Genomic DNA, 20092 nt, shown 5'->3' on the forward strand with positions numbered 1-20092 from the left:
TCCTGGCGTCAATCGCCGACACACCGGAGGAAGACCGTTGCGGCCGAAGCATCCTCCGGCTATTCTGCCGTCCGCTGGACAATCACAAAACCGCGGCGTAGAATAATTATTTGCGTCTTCCCTCTTAACCTTCGGCCTTCATATAGCGGTGGGCATTGCCACGCCTTCCTGTATTTAACAGGAATCCGGCGGGGGCTTGGATCATATAGCGGATCCGGTCAGGTTGTACCGGCACTTTGGTGTGCCGGAAGTGCGGAGGCGCGTACAAGCCTGAAGGTCTGTGGAAGGATCCCTCTCTTGGTCGCCTCGAGCACCTCTAATACTGATACCGCTAACAGCCTGCTGGACGCCTCATCGAACGATGGCGCCACCCGCAGGATCTCATTCGCTAAGATTCACGAACCGCTGGATGTCCCCAACCTCCTTGCCCTTCAGACGGACAGCTTCGATTGGCTGGTCGGCAATGAGCGCTGGAAGGCGCGGGTCAAGAAGGCCCAGGAAGAAAACAACCAGGGCGTAGCGACGACCTCCGGTCTGTCCGACATCTTCGAAGAGATCTCCCCGATCGAGGACTTCCAGGGCACCATGTCCCTGAGCTTCTCCGAGCCGGAATTTGCTGATCCCAAGTACACGATGGCGGAGTGCAAGGACCGCGACGCCACCTTCTCCGCTCCGCTGTATGTCAAGGCGGAGTTCATGAACAACAACACGGGCGAGATCAAGCAGCAGACCGTGTTCATGGGCGACTTCCCGCTGATGACCGAGAAGGGCACCTTCGTCATCAACGGCACCGAGCGTGTCGTCGTCTCCCAGCTGGTCCGTTCTCCGGGCGCCTACTTCGAGCGCACCGCCGACAAGACCAGCGACAAGGACATCTTCACCGCGAAGATCATCCCCTCCCGCGGCGCCTGGTTCGAGCTCGAGATCGACAAGCGCGACCAGGTCGGCGTCCGCCTCGACCGCAAGCGCAAGCAGTCCGTCACCGTGCTGCTGAAGGCCCTGGGCTGGACCGAAGGCCAGATCCTGGAGACCTTCGGCGAGTACGACTCCATCCGGGCCACCCTGGAAAAGGACACCACCGAAACCCAGGAAGACGCACTCCTGGACATCTACCGCAAGCTCCGTCCGGGCGAGCCGCCGACGGTCGACGCTGCACGTTCCCTGCTGGAGAACCTGTACTTCAACCCGAAGCGCTACGACCTGGCCAAGGTCGGCCGGTACAAGATCAACCGCAAGCTCGGCGTCGAAACCCCGCTGGATGATCCGAACGCCTCGGTCCTGAACCTGGACGACATCGTCGCGATGATCAAGTTCCTGGTCGCCCTGCACGCCGGCGAGAAGGCCATCCCGGGCAAGCGGGACGGCGAGGACCACGAGATCCGCGTCGAGGTCGACGACATCGACCACTTCGGCAACCGCCGCATCCGCGCGGTCGGCGAGCTGATCGAGAACCAGGTCCGCACCGGCCTGTCCCGCATGGAGCGCGTGGTCCGCGAGCGGATGACCACCCAGGACGTGGAGGCCATCACTCCGCAGACCCTGATCAACATCCGCCCGGTCGTGGCAGCCATCAAGGAGTTCTTCGGAACCTCCCAGCTGTCGCAGTTCATGGACCAGAACAACCCGCTGGCCGGCCTGACCCACAAGCGCCGCCTGTCCGCGCTCGGCCCGGGCGGCCTGTCCCGCGACCGCGCCGGCATGGAGGTCCGCGACGTCCACCCGTCGCACTACGGCCGCATGTGCCCGATCGAGACCCCTGAAGGCCCGAACATCGGCCTGATCGGTTCGCTCGCCTCCTACGGCCGCATCAACGCGTTCGGCTTCATCGAGACCCCGTACCGCAAGGTCGTCGACGGCCTGGTCACGGACCAGATCGACTACCTGACCGCGGATGACGAGATCGAGTGCGTGATCGCCCAGGCGAACGCGCCGCTGGACGAGAGCAACCGCTTCGCCGAAGAACTCGTGCTGGTCCGCCAGCGCGGCGGCGAGGGCGAGCCGGTCCTGATCGAGGCCGCAGACGTCGACTACATGGACGTTTCCCCGCGCCAGATGGTGTCCGTGGCAACCGCCCTGATTCCGTTCCTGGAGCACGACGACGCCAACCGCGCGCTCATGGGCGCCAACATGCAGCGCCAGGCCGTGCCGCTGCTGCGTTCGGAGGCACCGCTGGTCGGTACCGGCATGGAGCGCTACGCTGCGGTCGACGCCGGCGACTCCGTCGTGGCCGCCAAGGCCGGCGTGGTCACCGAGGTGTCTGCCGACCTGGTCACCGTCCTGAACGACGACGGCACCGAGACGCACTACCCGATCATGAAGTTCGCCCGCTCCAACCAGGGCAACGCGTACAACCAGCGCGTCCTGGTGGCCGAGGGCCAGCGACTCGAGCTCGGCAGCATCATCGCCGACGGTCCCTCCACGGACCAGGGCGAGCTGGCGCTGGGCAAGAACATGCTGGTGGCCTTCATGTCCTGGGAAGGACACAACTACGAGGATGCCATCATCCTGAGCCAGCGCATCGTCTCCGACGACGTGCTGACCTCCATCCACATCGAGGAGCACGAGGTCGACGCCCGCGACACCAAGCTTGGTGCCGAGGAGATCACCCGCGATATCCCGAACGTGAGCGAGGAAGTGCTCTCCCAGCTGGACGAGCGCGGCATCATCCACATCGGTGCCGAGGTCGAGGCCGGCGACATCCTGGTGGGCCGCGTGACCCCCAAGGGTGAAACCGAACTCACCCCGGAAGAGCGCCTGCTGCGCGCGATCTTCGGCGAGAAGTCCCGCGAAGTCCGCGACACGTCCCTGAAGGTGCCCCACGGCGAGTCCGGCACCGTCATCGGCGTGCGCATCTTCGACCGCGACAACGACGACGAGCTGCCCCCGGGCGTGAACCAGCTGGTCCGCGTCTACGTTGCCCAGAAGCGCAAGATCACGGACGGCGACAAGCTCGCCGGCCGCCACGGCAACAAGGGCGTCATCTCCAAGATCCTGCCGATCGAGGACATGCCGTTCCTCGAGGACGGTACTCCGGTGGACATCGTCCTGAACCCGCTGGGTGTTCCGGGCCGTATGAACGTCGGCCAGGTGCTGGAAATCCACCTCGGGTGGGTCGCCAAGCAGGGCTGGAACATCGAGGGCGATCCGGAGTGGGTCAAGAACCTGCCGAACCTGCCGCGCCAGTCGGGTTCGACGACGGTTGCGACGCCGGTGTTCGACGGCGCCAGCGAGCACGAGATCACCGGGCTGCTGGCCTCGACCAACGTCACCCGCGACGGCGACCGCCTGATCGGTTCCTCCGGCAAGGCCCGGCTGTTCGACGGCCGCTCCGGCGAACCGTTCCCGGACCCCATCTCCGTGGGCTACATGTACATCCTGAAGCTGCACCACCTGGTGGACGACAAGATCCACGCGCGTTCCACCGGACCGTACTCCATGATCACCCAGCAGCCGCTGGGCGGTAAGGCGCAGTTCGGCGGACAGCGCTTCGGTGAAATGGAAGTGTGGGCCCTGGAGGCCTACGGTGCCGCGTACACCCTGCAGGAACTGCTGACCATCAAGTCCGACGATATCCACGGCCGCGTGAAGGTCTACGAGGCCATCGTCAAGGGCGAGAACATCCCCGAGCCGGGTGTTCCCGAGTCCTTCAAGGTCTTGATCAAGGAAATGCAGTCGCTGTGCCTGAACGTGGAAGTGCTCTCCACGGACGGCACCACGATTGAAATGCGTGACTCGGATGAAGAAGTCTTCCGGGCCGCGGAAGAGCTGGGCATCGACCTGTCGCGGGCCGAGCCGAGCTCTGTAGAAGAGGTCTAGCGACGCAGCGGTGGCCGGCGCTACCCAGCCGGCCGCCCGCCGTCGTACCTCTTTCCGTACCCGTCAAAGACATTCAGATCTAGAGAACAAGAGAGAACAGGGACCATATGTCCAGCGAATCCTCCTTCGGCCTCATGCGAATCGGCCTTGCCACCGCGGAAGAAATCCGCGACTGGTCTTACGGTGAGGTCAAGAAGCCGGAAACCATCAACTACCGCACGCTCAAGCCCGAGAAGGACGGCCTCTTCTGCGAGAAGATCTTCGGCCCGTCCCGCGACTGGGAATGCTACTGCGGCAAGTACAAGCGCGTGCGCTTCAAGGGCATCATCTGTGAGCGCTGCGGCGTCGAGGTCACCCGCGCCAAGGTCCGCCGCGAGCGCATGGGCCACATCGAACTGGCCGCTCCGGTCACGCACATCTGGTACTTCAAGGGTGTTCCTTCCCGCCTCGGCTACCTGCTGGACCTGGCGCCGAAGGACCTCGAAAAGGTCATCTACTTCGCTGCCTACATGATCACCAGCGTGGACGAGGAACGCCGCCACGAGGAGCTGCCGAACCTGCAGGTCGAGCACGACCTGGAGAAGAAGCAGATGGCCGACACCCGCGACTCCGACATCGCGGCGATCGCCCGAGACCTCGAGGACGAGCTGGCCCGCCTCGAAGGCGAAGGCGCGAAGGCCGCCGACAAGAAGAAGGCCCGCGATTCCGCGGACCGCCAGATGGCCAACGTGCGCAAGCGCGCCGATGCGGACATCGACCGCCTCGAGCAGGTCTGGGACCGCTTCAAGAACCTCAAGATCGCCGACCTCGAGGGTGACGAGGGCCTCTACCGCGAGCTGCGTGACCGCTACGGCCTGTACTTCGAGGGCTCGATGGGCGCCGAGGCGATCAAGAAGCGCCTGGAGACCTTCGACCTGGCCGCAGAGGCCGAGTCGCTGCGCGACGTCATCAAGAACGGCAAGGGCCAGCGCAAGACCCGTGCGCTCAAGCGCCTGAAGGTCGTCAACGCGTTCCTGACCACCACCAACAGCCCGCTGGGCATGGTGCTGGACGCCGTCCCGGTGATCCCGCCGGAACTGCGCCCGATGGTCCAGCTGGACGGCGGCCGCTTCGCGACCTCCGACCTGAACGACCTGTACCGCCGCGTGATCAACCGCAACAACCGCCTGAAGCGCCTGCTGGACCTCGGTGCCCCCGAGATCATCGTGAACAACGAAAAGCGCATGCTGCAGGAAGCGGTCGACTCGCTGTTCGACAACGGCCGCCGCGGCCGTCCGGTCACCGGACCGGGCAACCGTCCGCTCAAGTCGCTGTCCGACATGCTCAAGGGCAAGCAGGGCCGGTTCCGCCAGAACCTGCTGGGTAAGCGCGTCGACTACTCGGGCCGTTCCGTGATCGTCGTCGGTCCGCAGCTGAAGCTGCACCAGTGCGGCCTGCCGAAGCAGATGGCGCTGGAGCTCTTCAAGCCCTTCGTCATGAAGCGGCTCGTGGACCTCAACCACGCGCAGAACATCAAGAGCGCCAAGCGCATGGTGGAGCGTTACCGCCCGCAGGTCTGGGATGTGCTGGAAGAGATCATCACCGAACACCCGGTGCTGCTCAACCGTGCACCAACCCTGCACCGCCTCGGCATCCAGGCCTTCGAGCCGCAGCTCGTTGAAGGCAAGGCACTCCAGCTGCACCCGCTGGTCTGCGGCGCGTTCAACGCGGACTTCGACGGCGACCAGATGGCCGTGCACCTGCCGCTGAGCCCGGAGGCCCAGGCCGAGGCCCGCATCCTGATGCTGTCCTCGAACAACATCCTGAAGCCGTCCGATGGCCGTCCGGTGACCCTGCCCTCGCAGGATATGATCATCGGCCTGCACCACCTGACCACCAAGCGTGAAGGTGCCGCCGGCGAAGGCCGCGTCTTCGGCAGCCCGGCGGAGGCCATCATGGCCCACGATGCGGGCGAGCTGCACCTGAACGCCGTCGTCAAGATCCGCGTCCCGGGCTTCGTGCCGGGCCCGGACCAGGCGGCTCCGGAAGGCTGGGAAGAAGGACAGCCGGCGCTGATCGAAACCTCGCTCGGACAGGTGCTCTTCAACGAGACCCTGCCTGAGGACTACCCCTGGGTGGAGAAGGTTGCGGACAAGGGCCAGCTCTCCTCGATCGTCAACGATCTGGCCGAGCGCTACCCGAAGGTCGTCACCGCGGCCACGCTGGATAACCTCAAGGACGCCGGTTTCTACTGGGCGACCCGCTCCGGCGTGACCGTCGCGATCTCCGACATCGCGGCACCTGCCGAGAAGCCCGCCATCATGGAAGGCTACGAAGCACAGGCTGCCAAGGTCGAGTCCCAGTACGGCAAGGGCCTGATCGCCGACGACGAGCGGCGCCAGGAACTGATCGACATCTGGAACAAGGCCACCAACGAGGTTGCCGACGCGATGCGCAAGAGCCTGACCAAGGAGAACACCATCAACCGCATGGTGTCCTCCGGTGCCCGTGGTAACTGGCTGCAGGTCCGCCAGATCGCCGGTATCCGTGGCCTGGTGGCAAACCCGAAGGGTGAAATCATCCCGCGTCCGATCAAGTCCTCCTACCGCGAGGGCCTGTCGGTGCTGGAGTACTTCATCGCGACGCACGGTGCCCGTAAGGGCCTGGCCGATACCGCGCTGCGTACCGCCAACTCGGGTTACCTGACCCGACGCCTGGTGGACGTGTCGCAGGACGTCATCGTCCGCGAAGAGGACTGCGGCACCGAGCGCGGCCTGAACACCCCGATTGCCACCGTGGACTCGAACGGCGAGCTGCACCGGCACGAGGACGTGGAGAACTCGGCGTACGCCCGTACCCTCGCGGTCGACGTCGTCGACTCCGAAGGCAACGTGCTGGCCGCCGGCGGTTCGGACGTCGGAGACGTGCTGATCGATCAGCTGATCAACTCCGGCGTCACCGAGGTCAAGATCCGCTCCGTGCTCACCTGTGAGTCCGCCGTCGGTACCTGTGCGCTCTGCTACGGCCGTTCGCTGGCCACCGGCAAGACCGTGGACATCGGCGAGGCCGTCGGCATCATCGCCGCACAGTCCATCGGCGAGCCGGGCACCCAGCTGACCATGCGTACCTTCCACACCGGTGGTGTAGCCTCCGCGGGCGACATCACCCAGGGTCTGCCGCGTATCCAGGAGCTCTTCGAAGCCCGTACCCCGAAGGGTGTGGCTCCGATGTCCGAGGTTGCCGGCCGCGTGTCCATCGAGGACGGCGAGCGCCAGATGCGCATCATCGTCACTCCGGACGACGGATCCGAGGAAGTTGCCTACCCGGTGCTGCGCCGTGCACGGCTGCTGGTCGAAGACGGCCAGCACGTCAACGTCGGCGACCAGCTGGTGGTCGGTGCCAAGGACCCGAAGCAGGTGCTGCGTATCCTCGGCCCGCGCCAGGCGCAGAAGTTCCTGGTGGACGAGGTCCAGAGCGTTTACCGCAGCCAGGGCGTCGGGATCCACGACAAGCACGTGGAGGTCATCGTCCGGCAGATGCTGCGCCGCATCACCGTCATCGAGTCCGGTGAGACGGACCTGCTGCCGGGTGAGCTCGCCGAGCGCAGCCGCTTCCAGGCCGAGAACCGCAAGGCAGTGTCCGAAGGCAAGACCCCGGCCAATGGCCGTGACGAGCTGATGGGCATCACCAAGGCGTCGCTGGCGACCGAGTCCTGGCTGTCCGCGGCTTCCTTCCAGGAGACCACCCGGGTCCTGACCCAGGCGGCCATGGAAGGCAAGTCCGACCCGCTGCTGGGCCTGAAGGAGAACGTGATCATCGGTAAGCTGATCCCGGCCGGCACCGGCCTGGAGCGGTACAACAATGTCGCGGTCGAGCCGACGGAGGAGGCCAAGGCCAACCTGTTCACCGGCCCGAGCGCCTTCAGCGACTTCGATTACCCCGGAGTCGACGGCGGCCTGACGCCCGAGTTCCATGCCATCCCGCTGGATGACTACGACATGGGCGGCGACTACCGCTAAAGATTGGGGCGCTCCCGGTGTGTCGGCTTCGCCGCCACGCCGGGGCCCTCGCGCCCCACTCTAGGGGCGCTCCCTCGCGCCCTACTCTAGGCATCGGCCTTCCTGATTGAGGAGCGCCCCCTGTACCCGCACCGCGGGAGCAGGGGGCGCTCCTGCGTTAACGTGAGAACCTAGGCATATGGCCAATTCGCGTTCCGGGGATTCGATGCTGGAACGGTTCGTCCGGATCCTGAGCGCCTTCGACGCCACGAAGTCCTCCATGACCGTGGCCAGCCTCTCGCGCCGTGCCGACGTCCCGCTGGCCACGGCCTACCGCCTCGTGGACGAGATGGCCCGGCATGAGCTGCTGAGCAAGGAACCCAACGGGCAGGTCCGGCTCGGGCTGCGGCTCTGGGAGCTGGCCAACCGCAGCTCTCCCGCGGTGGACATGGCGCAGGCCGCGATGCCCTTCATGGAGGACATCCAGTCGGTGGTCCGCCAGCACACCCAACTGGCCATCCTCAAGGATGACGACGTGCTGGTCATCGAGCGGTTGTCCAGCCGGACGTCGGTGGTCAACCAGGCCAAGATCGCCGGCCGGATGCCCGTGCACCGGACCGCGCTGGGCATGGTCCAGCTGGCGTATTCGCCCAATCATGTCCAGGAGTCGTACCTGACCCGGCATCCCGAGGCCGTGGCCAGCGTCGACGCCGTCTCCTTCGACTTCCGCCGCCACCTGGTAGAGATCCGCAAGCGCGGCTACGCCGCCTTCGACGGGAGGGTGGATACCGACACCACCGGCCTCGCCGTGCCCGTCCTCGGACGCAACGGGCACGCCATCGCGGCAATCGGCGTCGTCCTGCCGCTGGGCTTCGAAAACCTGCAGTCGCTTGTGCCGGTGCTGATGGCCGGAGCCCGCGGCATCGCCCGCGCGGTAGGGGAGAAGCCGAGCGGAACCGAAGCGCCGCCGTCGCAATTCCCATTGAATGAGATTGGGCAGGCGGACCGCTTGTAGGCTCAGTCACACTGGATCAAAGCCCTCCCAGGATCCATGAAGGAGCATTTATGAGCGCGAATGCGCAGATCATCAAGACGCAGGTCGGCATCGTCGGCGGCGGCCCCGCCGGCCTCATGCTGTCCCACCTGCTGGCGAAGTCCGGCATCGAGAACATCGTGGTGGAGAAGCGCGACCACGAGACGATCCGCACCACCCACCGGGCCGGCATCCTCGAGGCCGGCTCCGTCAAGATGCTCACCGACACCGGAATCAACGGCCGCGTCCTGACCGAAGGCATGGAGCACGAGGGCATCGACCTGCGCTTCAACGGCGAATCGCACCGCCTCAACTTCCCGGATCTCGTGGGCGCGACCGTCACGCTCTACCCGCAGAACGAGGTCTTCGTCGACTTGGCCGCGGCCCGCAAGCGCGACGGCGGCGACGTCCGCTACTCGGTCACCGACACCGAGGTGCTGGACATGACCACGGACACCCCGAAGATCCGCTTCACCGACTCCGAGGGCCAGCTCTTCGAAATCCACTGCGAGATCCTCGTCGGCGCCGACGGCTCGCAGGGCATCTGCAAGTGGGCCATCCCGCAGGAGCACCGCACGGACAACTTCATCGAGTACCCGTTCGCCTGGTTCGGCATCCTCACCGAGGCCCCGAAGAGCTCCGACGAACTGATCTACGCTAACTCGCCGCACGGTTTCGCGCTGATCTCCCAGCGCAGCGAGACCGTCCAGCGCATGTACTTCCAGGCCGACCCCAACGAAGACGCCTCGAAGTGGACCGAGGACCAGATCTGGGACGAACTGCAGAAGCGCGTGGACGGCCCCGACGGCTTCCAGCTCAAGCGCGGCCCGATCTTCGAACAGATGATCCTGAAGTTCCGCTCCTACGTCTGCGAGCCGATGCGCTACGGCAACATGTTCCTGGCGGGCGACGCCGGACACACCGTTCCGCCGACCGGCGCAAAGGGCCTGAACCTCGCCCTGGCGGACGTCAAGGTCCTCTTCGAGGCCATCGACTCGTACTACAGCACCAAGTCCAAGGAACTGCTCGACGGCTACAGCGACCGCGCCCTGAAGCGCGTGTGGAAGGCCCAGAACTTCTCCTACTGGATGACCAACATGCTGCACACCCGCAAGGACGCCAACCCCTTCGAGGTCAAGCGTGCCCTGGGCGAGCTGCAGACCGTGGTCAGCTCGCGCTACGGCCAGCAGTACCTGGCCGAGTCCTACACCGGCTGGCCGCACAGCTAACACCAGGTTCCGCCGACTGGACCCGCGGGCGGCCAGCGCCGGCCGCCCGCCGTTCCATTTCCTCGATCTACGACTAATCCGCGTCTATCCACGTCTCAGCAACGCAAGAAAGGAGTTCTCGATGAGCACCGAAATGCAGTCGGAAAGTTTCGAGAACAGCCATGTTTTGGATCCTGCCGCCACCGCGGACTCGCAGGAGACCATTAACAAGGAAATCAACGACATCCACGCGGCCTACCGCAAGAGCGTCGAGGACGGCGGCCGGGAGGAGACGCAGCCGCGGATCGACTTCGCGCCGTACCGCTCTTCGCTGCTGCGCCACCCGACCAAGGACCTGCACCACACGGACCCGGAGACCATTGAGCTCTGGTCTCCGGCCTTCGGCCACCGCGACGTGCATGCCCTGGAAGCCGACCTGACCATCCAGCACAACGGCGAACCGCTGGGCGAGCGCATGGTGGTCCAGGGCAAGGTGCTCGACGGCGACGGACGCCCGGTCCGCAACCAGCTCGTCGAGATCTGGCAGGCCAACGCCGCCGGCCGCTACGTGCACAAGCGCGACCAGCACCCGGCCCCGATCGACCCGAACTTCACCGGCGTCGGCCGCTGCATCACCGGCGACGACGGCTCCTACCGGTTCACCACGATCAAGCCGGCCCCGTACCCGTGGAAGAACCACCACAACGCCTGGCGCCCGGCCCACATCCACTTCTCGCTGTTCGGCACGGACTTCACGCAGCGCATGATCACCCAGATGTACTTCCCGGGCGATCCGCTGTTCCCGCTGGACCCGATCTACCAGGCGATCACGGACCAGAAGGCCCGCGACCGCCTGGTGGCCACCTACGACCACAGCATCACCAGCCATGAGTGGAACACCGGCTACAACTGGGACATCGTGCTCACCGGCAGCAACCGGACCTGGATAGAAGACGAGGACGCAGAATAATGACTGAGGCAACGACCAAGCTTGTCGCAACCCCCGGCCAGACCATCGGCCCGTTCTACGGCTACGCCCTGCCCTTCGAGAAGGGCCACGAGCTGGTGCACCGCGCCCACGCGGGTTCCATCCGGCTGCACGGCGTCGTGAGCGACGGCCACGGCGAACCGATCCCGGACTCCATGCTGGAGATCTGGCAGGCGGACGAGCACGGCAAGATCTCCCGCAAGGACGGCTCGCTGGTGCGCGATGACCACACCTTCACAGGCTGGGGCCGCGTCGCCGTCGACAACGTCGGCCACTACACCTTCACCACGGTCAACCCGGGTCCCACCGAAGAGGGCAAGGCGCCGTTCATCCTGCTGACGGTGTTCGCCCGCGGCCTGCTGAACCGGCTGTTCACCCGCATCTACCTGCCGGAGGACACCGAGGCGCTGGCGAACGACCCGCTGCTGTCATCGCTGCCGGAGGACCGGCGCCGGACGCTGATCGCCACCCGCGAGGAGAACGGCGACCTGCGTTTCGACATCCGGCTGCAGGGCGCGAACGAGACGGTCTTCCTGACCTACCCGGGAGCCTAATCACAGATGAATACAGCGGATGACGCTGACTTCGGGCTGCTGTCCCCGGCCTCGGCCGGGACAGCAGTGTCCCGTTTAACGAGCGATTACAAGTTCATCCAGGCCATGCTGGACGTGGAGCTGGAGTGGGTCCGCGTGCTGGCGGACGCCGGCTACATCGATGCCGCCATTCCGTCCGCCGTGGCGGCCGCGTCTGTGGCCGAATACTACGATGCCGCGTCGCTGGCAGAGCGGGCGCAGGGCGGCGGCAACCCCGTGATCCCGCTGCTGGCGGACCTGCGGGCGCAGGTGAAGCCCGGGAATCCCGCCGCGGCGGCCGCGATCCACAAGGGCGCCACCAGCCAGGACATCCTGGACAGCGCCCTGCTGGTGATGGCCTCCCGCGCGCTTCAGGTCATCACGGCCGACCTGAAGTCGGCATCCCGTTCCCTGGCGAAGCTCGCCGAGGACCACCGCGGCACGGTCACGGTGGCGCGGACGCTGACGCAGCACTCGCTCCCGTCGACCTTCGGGCTCAAGGCAGCCAACTGGCTCGCCGGCGTCGGGCAGTCCGGCGTGCAGCTGTCCGAGGCCGCCTCCCGGCTTCCGCTGCAGTGGGGCGGGGCGGCCGGCACCATGGCCGCGCTGACTGCGGTCGCGGACTCCCGGGAGAATAACGACGGCGGTGCGCTGGGTCTTGCGGCGCGGCTCGCCGAGCGCCTGGGGCTGGCCGATCCGGTCGCCCCGTGGCAGACCAACCGCCTGCCGGTGACGGCCCTGGCCGCGGCGCTGGCGGACGTGCTGGCTGCCGCCGGCAAGGTCGCCAACGACGTCCTGCTGCTGAGCCGGCCGGAGTTCGGCGAGCTGTCCGAACCCCGCGCCGAGGGCCGGGGCGTCTCCTCGGCGATGCCGCAGAAGCAGAACCCGGTCCTGTCCGTGCTGATCCGCAGCGCGGCGCTGGCCGCGCCGGGCTATCTGGCGCAGGTGCAGGCCGCCGCGGCGGGCGCGATCGACGAGCGTCCGGACGGTTCCTGGCATGTCGAGTGGCAGGCGCTGCGCCAGCTGCTGCGGCTGGTCGGGGGAGCGGCGGAACACCTGGCCGAACTCGCCGGCGGCCTCGTGGTCCACCGGGACCGGATGCAGCAGAACCTCGCCATCACCGGTCCGCTCGTGGTCAGCGAGAAGATCATGGGCGCGGTCGCCCCGCTGCTGGACGGCGGGACCCCCGGTTCGGGCAAGCCCAAGGTCCAGGCGCTGGTGAACGATTCCCTCTCCGGGGGAGCGCCGTTCGCCGAGCAGCTGCGCCGCACCGTGCCGGAGCAGGACCTGCCGGACGCGCAGCTGGAGGCGCTGCTGGACCCGGCGAACTACCTGGGCCAGAGCGACGAACTGATCAACCGGATCACCAAGCACTTTGCAGAATGGAGCCAAGCATGACCGTCCCCCAAATCACCCCCACCCTGCTCTCGGCCGGCGGCAACGGCAAGCCCGTCCTGCTGGCCGGAGCCGGGCTCGGCACCGGGGCCCAAGCCCTGTGGATCGACGCCGTCCCCTTCCTCGCGGACTTCCAGGTTGTCGGACTCGACCTGCCCGGCCACGGCGCCAGCGCGGCCTCGACGGAAACCTTCACGGTGGCGGAACTGGCCACCGCCGTCGCCAACGTCGTGGAGAAGCTGCGTGCCTCCGGCGACATCGAAGCAGCCCCGCCGCTGTACTACGCCGGCGTCTCGCTGGCCGGCGCGCTCGGCCTGCAGCTGGGCCTGGACTATCCGGACCTGTTCAAGGGCATCGGCGTCCTCTGCTCCGGGGCCAAGATCGGCGAACCGCAGGCCTGGCTCGACCGGGCCGAAACCGTCCGGAACTCGGGCACGCCGACCATGGTGGTGGGCTCGGCCCAGCGCTGGTTCGCCCCGGGCTTCATCGAGGCCAACTCCGAGGCCACCACGCGGCTGCTGCACACGCTGCAGAATGCCGACCGCTTCGCCTACGCCCACGCCTGCGAGGCACTGGCCGGCTTCGACGTCCGTAACCGCCTCGGCGAAATCGGCACGCCCGTGATCGCGATCGCCGGCGGCCAGGACGAGGTCTGCCCTCCGCCGTTCGCCGAGGCCACGGCGGCCGGCGTGCGCAACGGCCGCGCCGCCGTCGTTGCTTCCGCCGCGCACCAGGCGCCGCTGGAGGCGCCGGAGGAAACCGCCAAGCTGCTGCGCGAGTTCTTCCTCGCCGCCTGAGTAGTCCACCCGCAATCCACACCGAAGGAGCACTCGCAAGTGAGTGAAATGACCCGGACTTTCGATCCGGCCAAGACCCAGCAGGACGTATACGACGACGGTATGGCCGTCCGCCGAGAGGTCCTCGGGGACGCCCACGTCGACCGCGCCAACGCGGGGATCGACGACTTCACCCAGGACTTCCAGGAGCTGATTACCCGGTACGCATGGGGCACCATCTGGACCCGCCCGGGCCTGCCCCGCACCACCCGCAGCGCCATCACGCTGACCGCGATGATCGCCAACGGGTACTGGGAAGAGCTGGCGATGCACGTGCGCGCGGCGCTGACCAACGGGATGACCCGGGACGAGATCAAGGAGGTCATCCTGCAGTCGGCCATCTACTGCAGCGTGCCGGCGGCGAACGTCGCCTTCAAGGTCGCCCAAGGCGTCTTCGCCACCCTTGACGAGGCCGGAACGGACTAGCTATAGTTCTTATGTCGCACACATGTTCGTCATGCGAACCCCGCAAGGTTTCGGATGATGGTCCAGGGTGCGGCATGACGAGCATTTCCAGTGGTGCGGCCGCGGCTGTCGGTGGACGCCGGGGCCGCACCGGAGCAGAGCCCGCATCCGGACGAGGTGCGGTCGAAGGAGTCCTTAGTGAACCAGGCGTACGTTTATGACGCTATCCGCACCCCGTTTGGAAAGTTCGGCGGAGGATTGGCAGGCGTGCGGCCTGACGATCTGGCCGCCGAGGTCGTCAAGGCCTCGGTGGCGCGCGCCCCGGGCCTGGACCCGGCCCGCATCGACGAGGTCATCTTCGGCAACGCCAACGGTGCCGGCGAGGAGAACCGCAACGTCGCCCGCATGGCGACCCTGCTGGCCGGGCTGCCCACCTCGATCCCGGGCACTACCGTCAACCGGCTCTGCGGCTCCAGCCTGGATGCCGCGATCATCGCCTCGCGCCAGATCAACACCGGCGACGCGGACATGATCATCATCGGCGGCGTCGAATCCATGAGCCGTGCCCCGTGGGTGCTGCCCAAGACCGAGAAGCCGTACCCGGCCGGCGACATGACGCTGGCCTCCACCACCCTCGGCTGGCGGCTGGTCAACAAGAAGATGCCGAAGGAGTGGACCGTCTCCCTGGGCGAGGCCACCGAGCAGCTGCGCGAGCGGCACGGCATCTCCCGGGAGCGCCAGGACGAGTTCGCCGCGAACTCGCACAACCTCGCCGACGCCGCCTGGAACGAGGGCAAGTACGACAACCAGATCGTTACCGTCCCGGGCACCGAACTCACCCGTGACGAGACCATCCGCCCGAACAGCTCCGCCGAGAAGCTCGCCGGGCTCAAGACGGTCTTCCGCGCCGTCTCAGACGACACCGCTGGCGGCACCGTCACTGCCGGCAACGCCTCCCCGCTGAGCGATGGCGCGTCCGCCGCCCTGCTGGGCAGCGAGGCCGCCGGCGCCGAGCTTGGCCTGCAGCCGCTGGCCCGCATCGCCGGCCGCGGCGCCTCCGCGCTGGAGCCGCAGTTCTTCGGCTTCGCTCCGGTCGAGGCGGCCAACCAGGCCGTCAAGCGCGCCGGGATCAGCTGGGCCGACGTGGCCGCCGTCGAACTCAACGAGGCCTTCGCCGCACAGTCGCTGGCCTGCATCGACAACTGGGACATCGACCCGGCGATCGTCAACGCCTGGGGCGGCGCCGTCGCCATCGGCCACCCGCTGGGCGCCTCCGGCATCCGCATCCTCGGCACGCTGGCCCGCCGGCTCGAGGCCAGCGGCGACCGCTGGGGCGTCGCCGCCATCTGCATCGGCGTCGGCCAGGGCCTCGCCGTCGTGCTCGAAAACGTCAACGCAACCAAGAAGTAAGGAGGCACGGAGCGTATGCTCACGATTGCCAAATCGGCTCAGGAAGCAGTAGCCGAAATCCATGACGGCGCCACGGTGCTGATCGGCGGCTTCGGCAACGCCGGCCAGCCGATGGAGCTGATCGACGCGCTGCTCGCCTGCGGCGCCAAGGACCTGACCGTGGTCAACAACAACGCCGGACAGGCCGACGCCGGCCTGGCGCTGCTGATCAAGGAGCGCAAGGTCAAGAAGATCATCTGCTCGTTCCCGCGGCAGTCCGACTCGTGGCACTTCGATGCCGCCTACCGCGCCGGGGAGATCGAGCTGGAGCTGGTGCCGCAGGGCAACCTCGCCGAACGGATCCGCGCTGCCGGCGCCGGCATCGGCGGCTTCTTCACGCCCACCGGCTACGGCACCATGCTGGCCGAGGGCAAGGAGACCCGCGTCATCGACGGCAAGGGCTACGTGCTCGAGTCGCCGATCTACGCCGACTTCGCGCTGATCAAGGCCCTGAAGTCGGACAAGACCGGCAACCTGGTGTACCGCAAGACGGCCCGCAACTTCGGCCCGATCATGGCGGCGGCGGCCAAGCACACCATCGTCCAGGTCAACGAGATCGTCGAAACCGGGGAACTGGATCCCGAGGTCATCGTGACCCCGGGCATCTACGTGGACACGGTCGTGAAGATCGATGGGAAGGCCCCGGCCGTTACGGAACATGAGGTGAACCAGTGAGCGAGAAGCTGACCAAGGACGAGCTGGCCCGGCTCGTCGCCAAGGACATTGCCCCCGGATCGTTCGTCAACCTGGGCATCGGCCAGCCGACCCTGGTCTCGAACTACCTGACCGCGGAGCAGGATGTCACGCTGCACACCGAGAACGGGATGCTCGGGATGGGCCCGCAGGCCAAGGACGACGAGATCGACGAGGACCTGATCAACGCGGGCAAGATTCCCGTGACGGAGCTGCCCGGCGCATCCTACTTCCACCACGCCGACTCCTTCGCGATGATGCGCGGCGGCCACCTGGACGTCTGTGTGCTCGGGGCCTTCCAGGTCTCCGCCGCCGGCGACCTCGCGAACTGGCACACCGGCGCGCCGGACGCCATTCCCGCCGTCGGCGGTGCGATGGACCTGGCCACCGGCGCCAAGGACGTCTACGTGATGATGTCCCTGTTCACCAAGGACGGCAAGTCCAAGCTGGTGCCCGAGTGCACGTACCCGCTGACGGGCGTGAATTGTGTCACCCGCGTATACACTAATGAGGCTGTCTTCCTGATTGGCGAAGACGGTGTCCGCGTGCGCGAGACCTTCGGAACCACTATCGAGGAACTGCAGTCCAAGATGGACGTTAAGCTGCTTCCGGCCGAGTAGCCGGAGAGCACGTCCAGAACTGCAGCAGGGAAACATGACCGAGACCAAACTGCCGGGCGACCAGTTCGTCCAGTCGCTGGCCCGCGGCCTGGCCGTCATCCGGGCCTTTGATGCCGACAACATCAGCATGACCCTCAGCGAGGTCTCGAAACGAACGGGACTGACCCGTGCCACCGCCCGCCGCTTCCTGCATACCCTGGTCGACCTGGGGTATGTCAGGACGGACGGGCGGGTCTTCGAGCTGACGGCCTTGGTGCTGCAGCTCGGGTACTCGTATTTGGCGGGTCAGTCCCTTCCCCAGCTCGTGCAGCCGGTGCTGGAGGAACTCTCCGCCGAGCTGCACGAATCCACGTCCGCGTCCATTCTCGACGGCGGCGAAATCGTCTACATCGCGCGCATCCACACGCGCCGGATCATGACGGTGGGCATCAGCGTCGGCACGCGTTTCCCGGCCTACGCCACCTCGATGGGGCGGGTCCTGCTGGCCGGACTGCCGCAGCAGGAGCTCGAGGAGTACCTCGCGCAGGTCGAGCTGCGGCCGCTGACCGGCAAGACCATCGGGACCGTCGAGGCCCTGCGGACCGAGCTGGACAAGGTCCGCGGGCAGGGCTGGTCCCTGGTGGACCAGGAACTGGAGAACGGGCTGCGCTCGGTCGCCGTGCCGATCCTGAATCCGGACGGCAGCGTCGCCGCGGCGCTGAACATGTCGATGCAGGCCTCGCTGGCGGACAGCACCGTGGACCTCGAGGCGGCCGTCGCGACGGCGCTGCCCAAACTCCAGGACGCGTCGGCCAAGGTGACCGACGCGCTTCGCGCCCAGCACTAGGCGCGCCAAGGCGGCCCCGCTCCCGGGGCCAGGCCCGTCCGGACCGCTCCGCACCTGGCACCAGCCCGCTTTCGACCTCCCTGTTATCTCTTTGTTATATTGGCGGGCATGCTGTCGACCGCGAGCCTTGATGCCGCACGCCCGAAGGAGAGCCCGAGCCAAAAGCCCCGGAAATTCCTGCCCGAGGTGCAGGCGCTGCGGGCCCTGGCGGTGCTGCTGGTGGTCGTCTACCACTTCCAGCCCTGGCTGCTCCGCGGCGGCTTCGTCGGCGTCGATGTCTTCTTCGTCATCTCCGGATTCCTGATCACCGGCCACCTGCTGCGTGAGCTGCGGGACACCGGCCGCGTCTCGCTCGGCGCCTTCTGGGCCGCCCGTGCGCGCCGCATCCTGCCGGCCTCGCTGGTGACCATCGCCGTGGTCTGCCTGGCAACCTTCGGGTTAAGCCCGATGACGCAGTGGGAGCGAATCGGTTCCCAGGCCCTGGCCTCCACCTTCTACGTGCAGAACTGGGTGCTGGCGGGGGAGTCGGTGGACTACATGGCCTCGGCCAGCAGCGCCACCGGGCTGCAGCACTTCTGGTCGCTGGCGGTGGAGGAGCAGTTCTACCTGTTCTGGCCGCTGCTGGTCCTGGCCGCGGCCGTGCTCGCCCGCAGGGCCGGACGGAATATCGTCCGCGGCATCCTTCCCGCCCTGGCCGTCGTGGCGGCGGCGTCGCTCGCGTTCGGTATCTGGTTCAGCTATTCCGGCAACCCGGCCGCCTACTTCATTACCCCGACCCGGATCTGGGAGCTGGCGCTCGGCGGCGTGCTGGCGGTGGTGCTCAGGGACGCCTCCGGGCACCCGCGGCTGCGGAAGTTCCTGGCGCTGGGCGGTATTTCGGCCATCCTGGCAGCGGCGTTCGTGTTCGACGGCGCCACCATTTTTCCCGGCACGGCCGCACTGCTGCCGGTCCTGGGCACCATCGCGGTGATCGCCGCGGGACGCACCGAGGGCTCCTTGTCGCTGCATCGGGTTACGGACGCCCGGCCCGTCCAATGGCTCGGCAACATCTCCTACTCGCTGTACCTGTGGCACTGGCCGGTGCTGATGTACTTCCGCACGCTGGCCGACCGGGCCCCGGGACCGTTGGAGAGCCTGCTGCTGGCCGCCGCCTCGGTGGGGCTGGCCGCCCTGAGCTACTACTTTGTGGAAACGCCGGTGCGCCGGGCGGGCTGGCTGCGCGGGTATGCCAAGCGGCCGATCGCGGCCGGGCTCGTGGCGATGGGCGTCGTCGGCCTGCTGGCCATGGCGCCGATGCAGCAGCGCGACCAGCTGGTGGCGGAGCGGACGGCGCACACCGAGCAACTGCTCCAGGCACCGCCGGCCCGGTTCGGTGCGGGCGCGATGGACCCGGCGGCTGACCGCAGCTTCACCGGACCAGACAAGGTGATCGTCCCCGACCCGAACGTCGCCGTCGACGACGAATTCGCTTTCGGCGACTGCGTGGCCCAGAAGCCGGACGCCAAGACCCCGGAATGCACCTTCGACCACAGCGGCGGCGATGCCGATGCCCCGACGGTGGCGGTGGTGGGCGACTCGCACGCCGGACAATGGACGCCGGCCCTGGACGCGATTGCCAAGGAGCGCGGCTGGAAGCTGCTGACCTACATCCACAATTCCTGCCCGTTTAACCCGGAGCCGCGCACGCTGGAAACCGAGGGCGACCTGCAGTGCACAGAGCCGAACCGCGAAACCATGGAGCGGCTGCTCGAGCGCGGAGATATCGACGCCGTCATCACCTCCTACTCCGCGTCCTCCGAGTTCGAGGACGCGGGCACGGGGCACCGGCCAGGCGCCGCGGGCTTTGCGGAGTACTGGAACCGGCTCGCCGAGGCCGGGATCGACGTCTACCCGATCGCGGACACGCCCACGGCGCGCGCCGGAGCGGACCCGCGCGACTGCGTGGACCTCAACTATGACGACCCCGAGCGGTGCAGCCAGCCGCGCTCGGCTGCCTATGACGGGCAGGACCTGACACCGGAGGCGGCCAAGCTTGCGCCGCAGGCACGGGTGGTGGACCTCTCCGACGAATTCTGCGGCGCCGACTCCTGCCCGATGGTGATCGGGAACGTCATGATCTACCGCGACCGCGACCACGTCACGCGGACCTACATCCTCACGCTTGCCGACCAGCTGGAAAGCGCGCTCGTGGCGGCCAATCAGACCCGCTGAGCAGGGCCGGGCGGTGGCGCGTTCATGTCGAATCAACCCGCTGTTTACCTGGACATGACTGAC

At 67.1% G+C, this 20092-nt stretch carries 14 protein-coding genes; all 14 read left to right on the forward strand.

Annotated elements, in window-relative coordinates; all coding sequences use genetic code 11:
- Positions 1-297: 297 nt before the first annotated feature.
- A complete protein-coding gene (gene rpoB / locus WFH44_RS05175) occupies positions 298-3816 on the forward strand; it encodes a DNA-directed RNA polymerase subunit beta (protein ID WP_336712284.1) in 3519 nt (1172 codons plus the stop codon).
- Positions 3817-3923: 107 nt separating this feature from the next.
- Positions 3924-7814 (forward strand): DNA-directed RNA polymerase subunit beta', encoded by a 3891-nt coding sequence (locus WFH44_RS05180; protein WP_336712285.1) that lies wholly within the window; start codon positions 3924-3926, stop codon positions 7812-7814.
- A 178-nt stretch (positions 7815-7992) separates the two neighbouring features.
- Positions 7993-8808: an IclR family transcriptional regulator gene (locus tag WFH44_RS05185; protein ID WP_336712287.1), complete on the forward strand. Its 816-nt coding sequence runs from the start codon at positions 7993-7995 to the stop codon at positions 8806-8808.
- Positions 8809-8858: 50 nt separating this feature from the next.
- Positions 8859-10055 carry a 4-hydroxybenzoate 3-monooxygenase gene (locus WFH44_RS05190; RefSeq protein ID WP_336712289.1) on the forward strand — a complete coding sequence of 399 codons (1197 nt, stop codon included), beginning with the start codon at positions 8859-8861 and terminating at the stop codon, positions 10053-10055.
- 121 nt (positions 10056-10176) lie between these two features.
- Entirely contained in the window at positions 10177-11004 is an 828-nt protein-coding gene (pcaH, locus tag WFH44_RS05195; protein ID WP_442892870.1) for a protocatechuate 3,4-dioxygenase subunit beta, read from the forward strand.
- Positions 11004-11576, forward strand: coding sequence for a protocatechuate 3,4-dioxygenase subunit alpha (gene pcaG / locus WFH44_RS05200; protein ID WP_336712290.1), 573 nt, complete (start codon positions 11004-11006; stop codon positions 11574-11576). Before pcaH ends, pcaG begins: the two co-directional genes overlap by 1 nt.
- Before the next feature lie 6 nt (positions 11577-11582).
- Positions 11583-12992 carry a lyase family protein gene (locus tag WFH44_RS05205; RefSeq protein ID WP_336712292.1) on the forward strand — a complete coding sequence of 470 codons (1410 nt, stop codon included), beginning with the start codon at positions 11583-11585 and terminating at the stop codon, positions 12990-12992.
- Positions 12989-13786 carry an alpha/beta fold hydrolase gene (locus WFH44_RS05210; RefSeq protein WP_336712293.1) on the forward strand — a complete coding sequence of 266 codons (798 nt, stop codon included), beginning with the start codon at positions 12989-12991 and terminating at the stop codon, positions 13784-13786. The genes WFH44_RS05205 and WFH44_RS05210 overlap by 4 nt, the downstream gene beginning before the upstream one ends.
- A 48-nt stretch (positions 13787-13834) precedes the next feature.
- Positions 13835-14251, forward strand: a complete 417-nt coding sequence (gene pcaC, locus WFH44_RS05215) for a 4-carboxymuconolactone decarboxylase (RefSeq protein WP_264795902.1) — start codon at positions 13835-13837, stop codon at positions 14249-14251.
- A gap of 177 nt (positions 14252-14428) precedes the next feature.
- Complete coding sequence (locus WFH44_RS05220) at positions 14429-15640, forward strand: thiolase family protein (RefSeq protein WP_336712294.1); 1212 nt, start codon at positions 14429-14431, stop codon at positions 15638-15640.
- A 15-nt stretch (positions 15641-15655) separates the two neighbouring features.
- Positions 15656-16354, forward strand: a complete 699-nt coding sequence (locus WFH44_RS05225; RefSeq protein ID WP_336712296.1) for a 3-oxoacid CoA-transferase subunit A — start codon at positions 15656-15658, stop codon at positions 16352-16354.
- Positions 16351-16992, forward strand: a complete 642-nt coding sequence (locus WFH44_RS05230; protein WP_336712298.1) for a 3-oxoacid CoA-transferase subunit B — start codon at positions 16351-16353, stop codon at positions 16990-16992. Before WFH44_RS05225 ends, WFH44_RS05230 begins: the two co-directional genes overlap by 4 nt.
- A 34-nt stretch (positions 16993-17026) precedes the next feature.
- Positions 17027-17818 carry an IclR family transcriptional regulator domain-containing protein gene (locus tag WFH44_RS05235; protein WP_336712300.1) on the forward strand — a complete coding sequence of 264 codons (792 nt, stop codon included), beginning with the start codon at positions 17027-17029 and terminating at the stop codon, positions 17816-17818.
- 108 nt (positions 17819-17926) lie between these two features.
- Positions 17927-20029, forward strand: coding sequence for an acyltransferase family protein (locus tag WFH44_RS05240; protein ID WP_336712302.1), 2103 nt, complete (start codon positions 17927-17929; stop codon positions 20027-20029).
- The last annotated feature ends 63 nt before the right edge of the window (positions 20030-20092 follow it).

Origin of the sequence: Arthrobacter sp. USHLN218 (genome assembly GCF_037144715.1) — a bacterium.
In the GTDB taxonomy this organism is placed as follows: Bacteria; Actinomycetota; Actinomycetes; order Actinomycetales; family Micrococcaceae; genus Crystallibacter.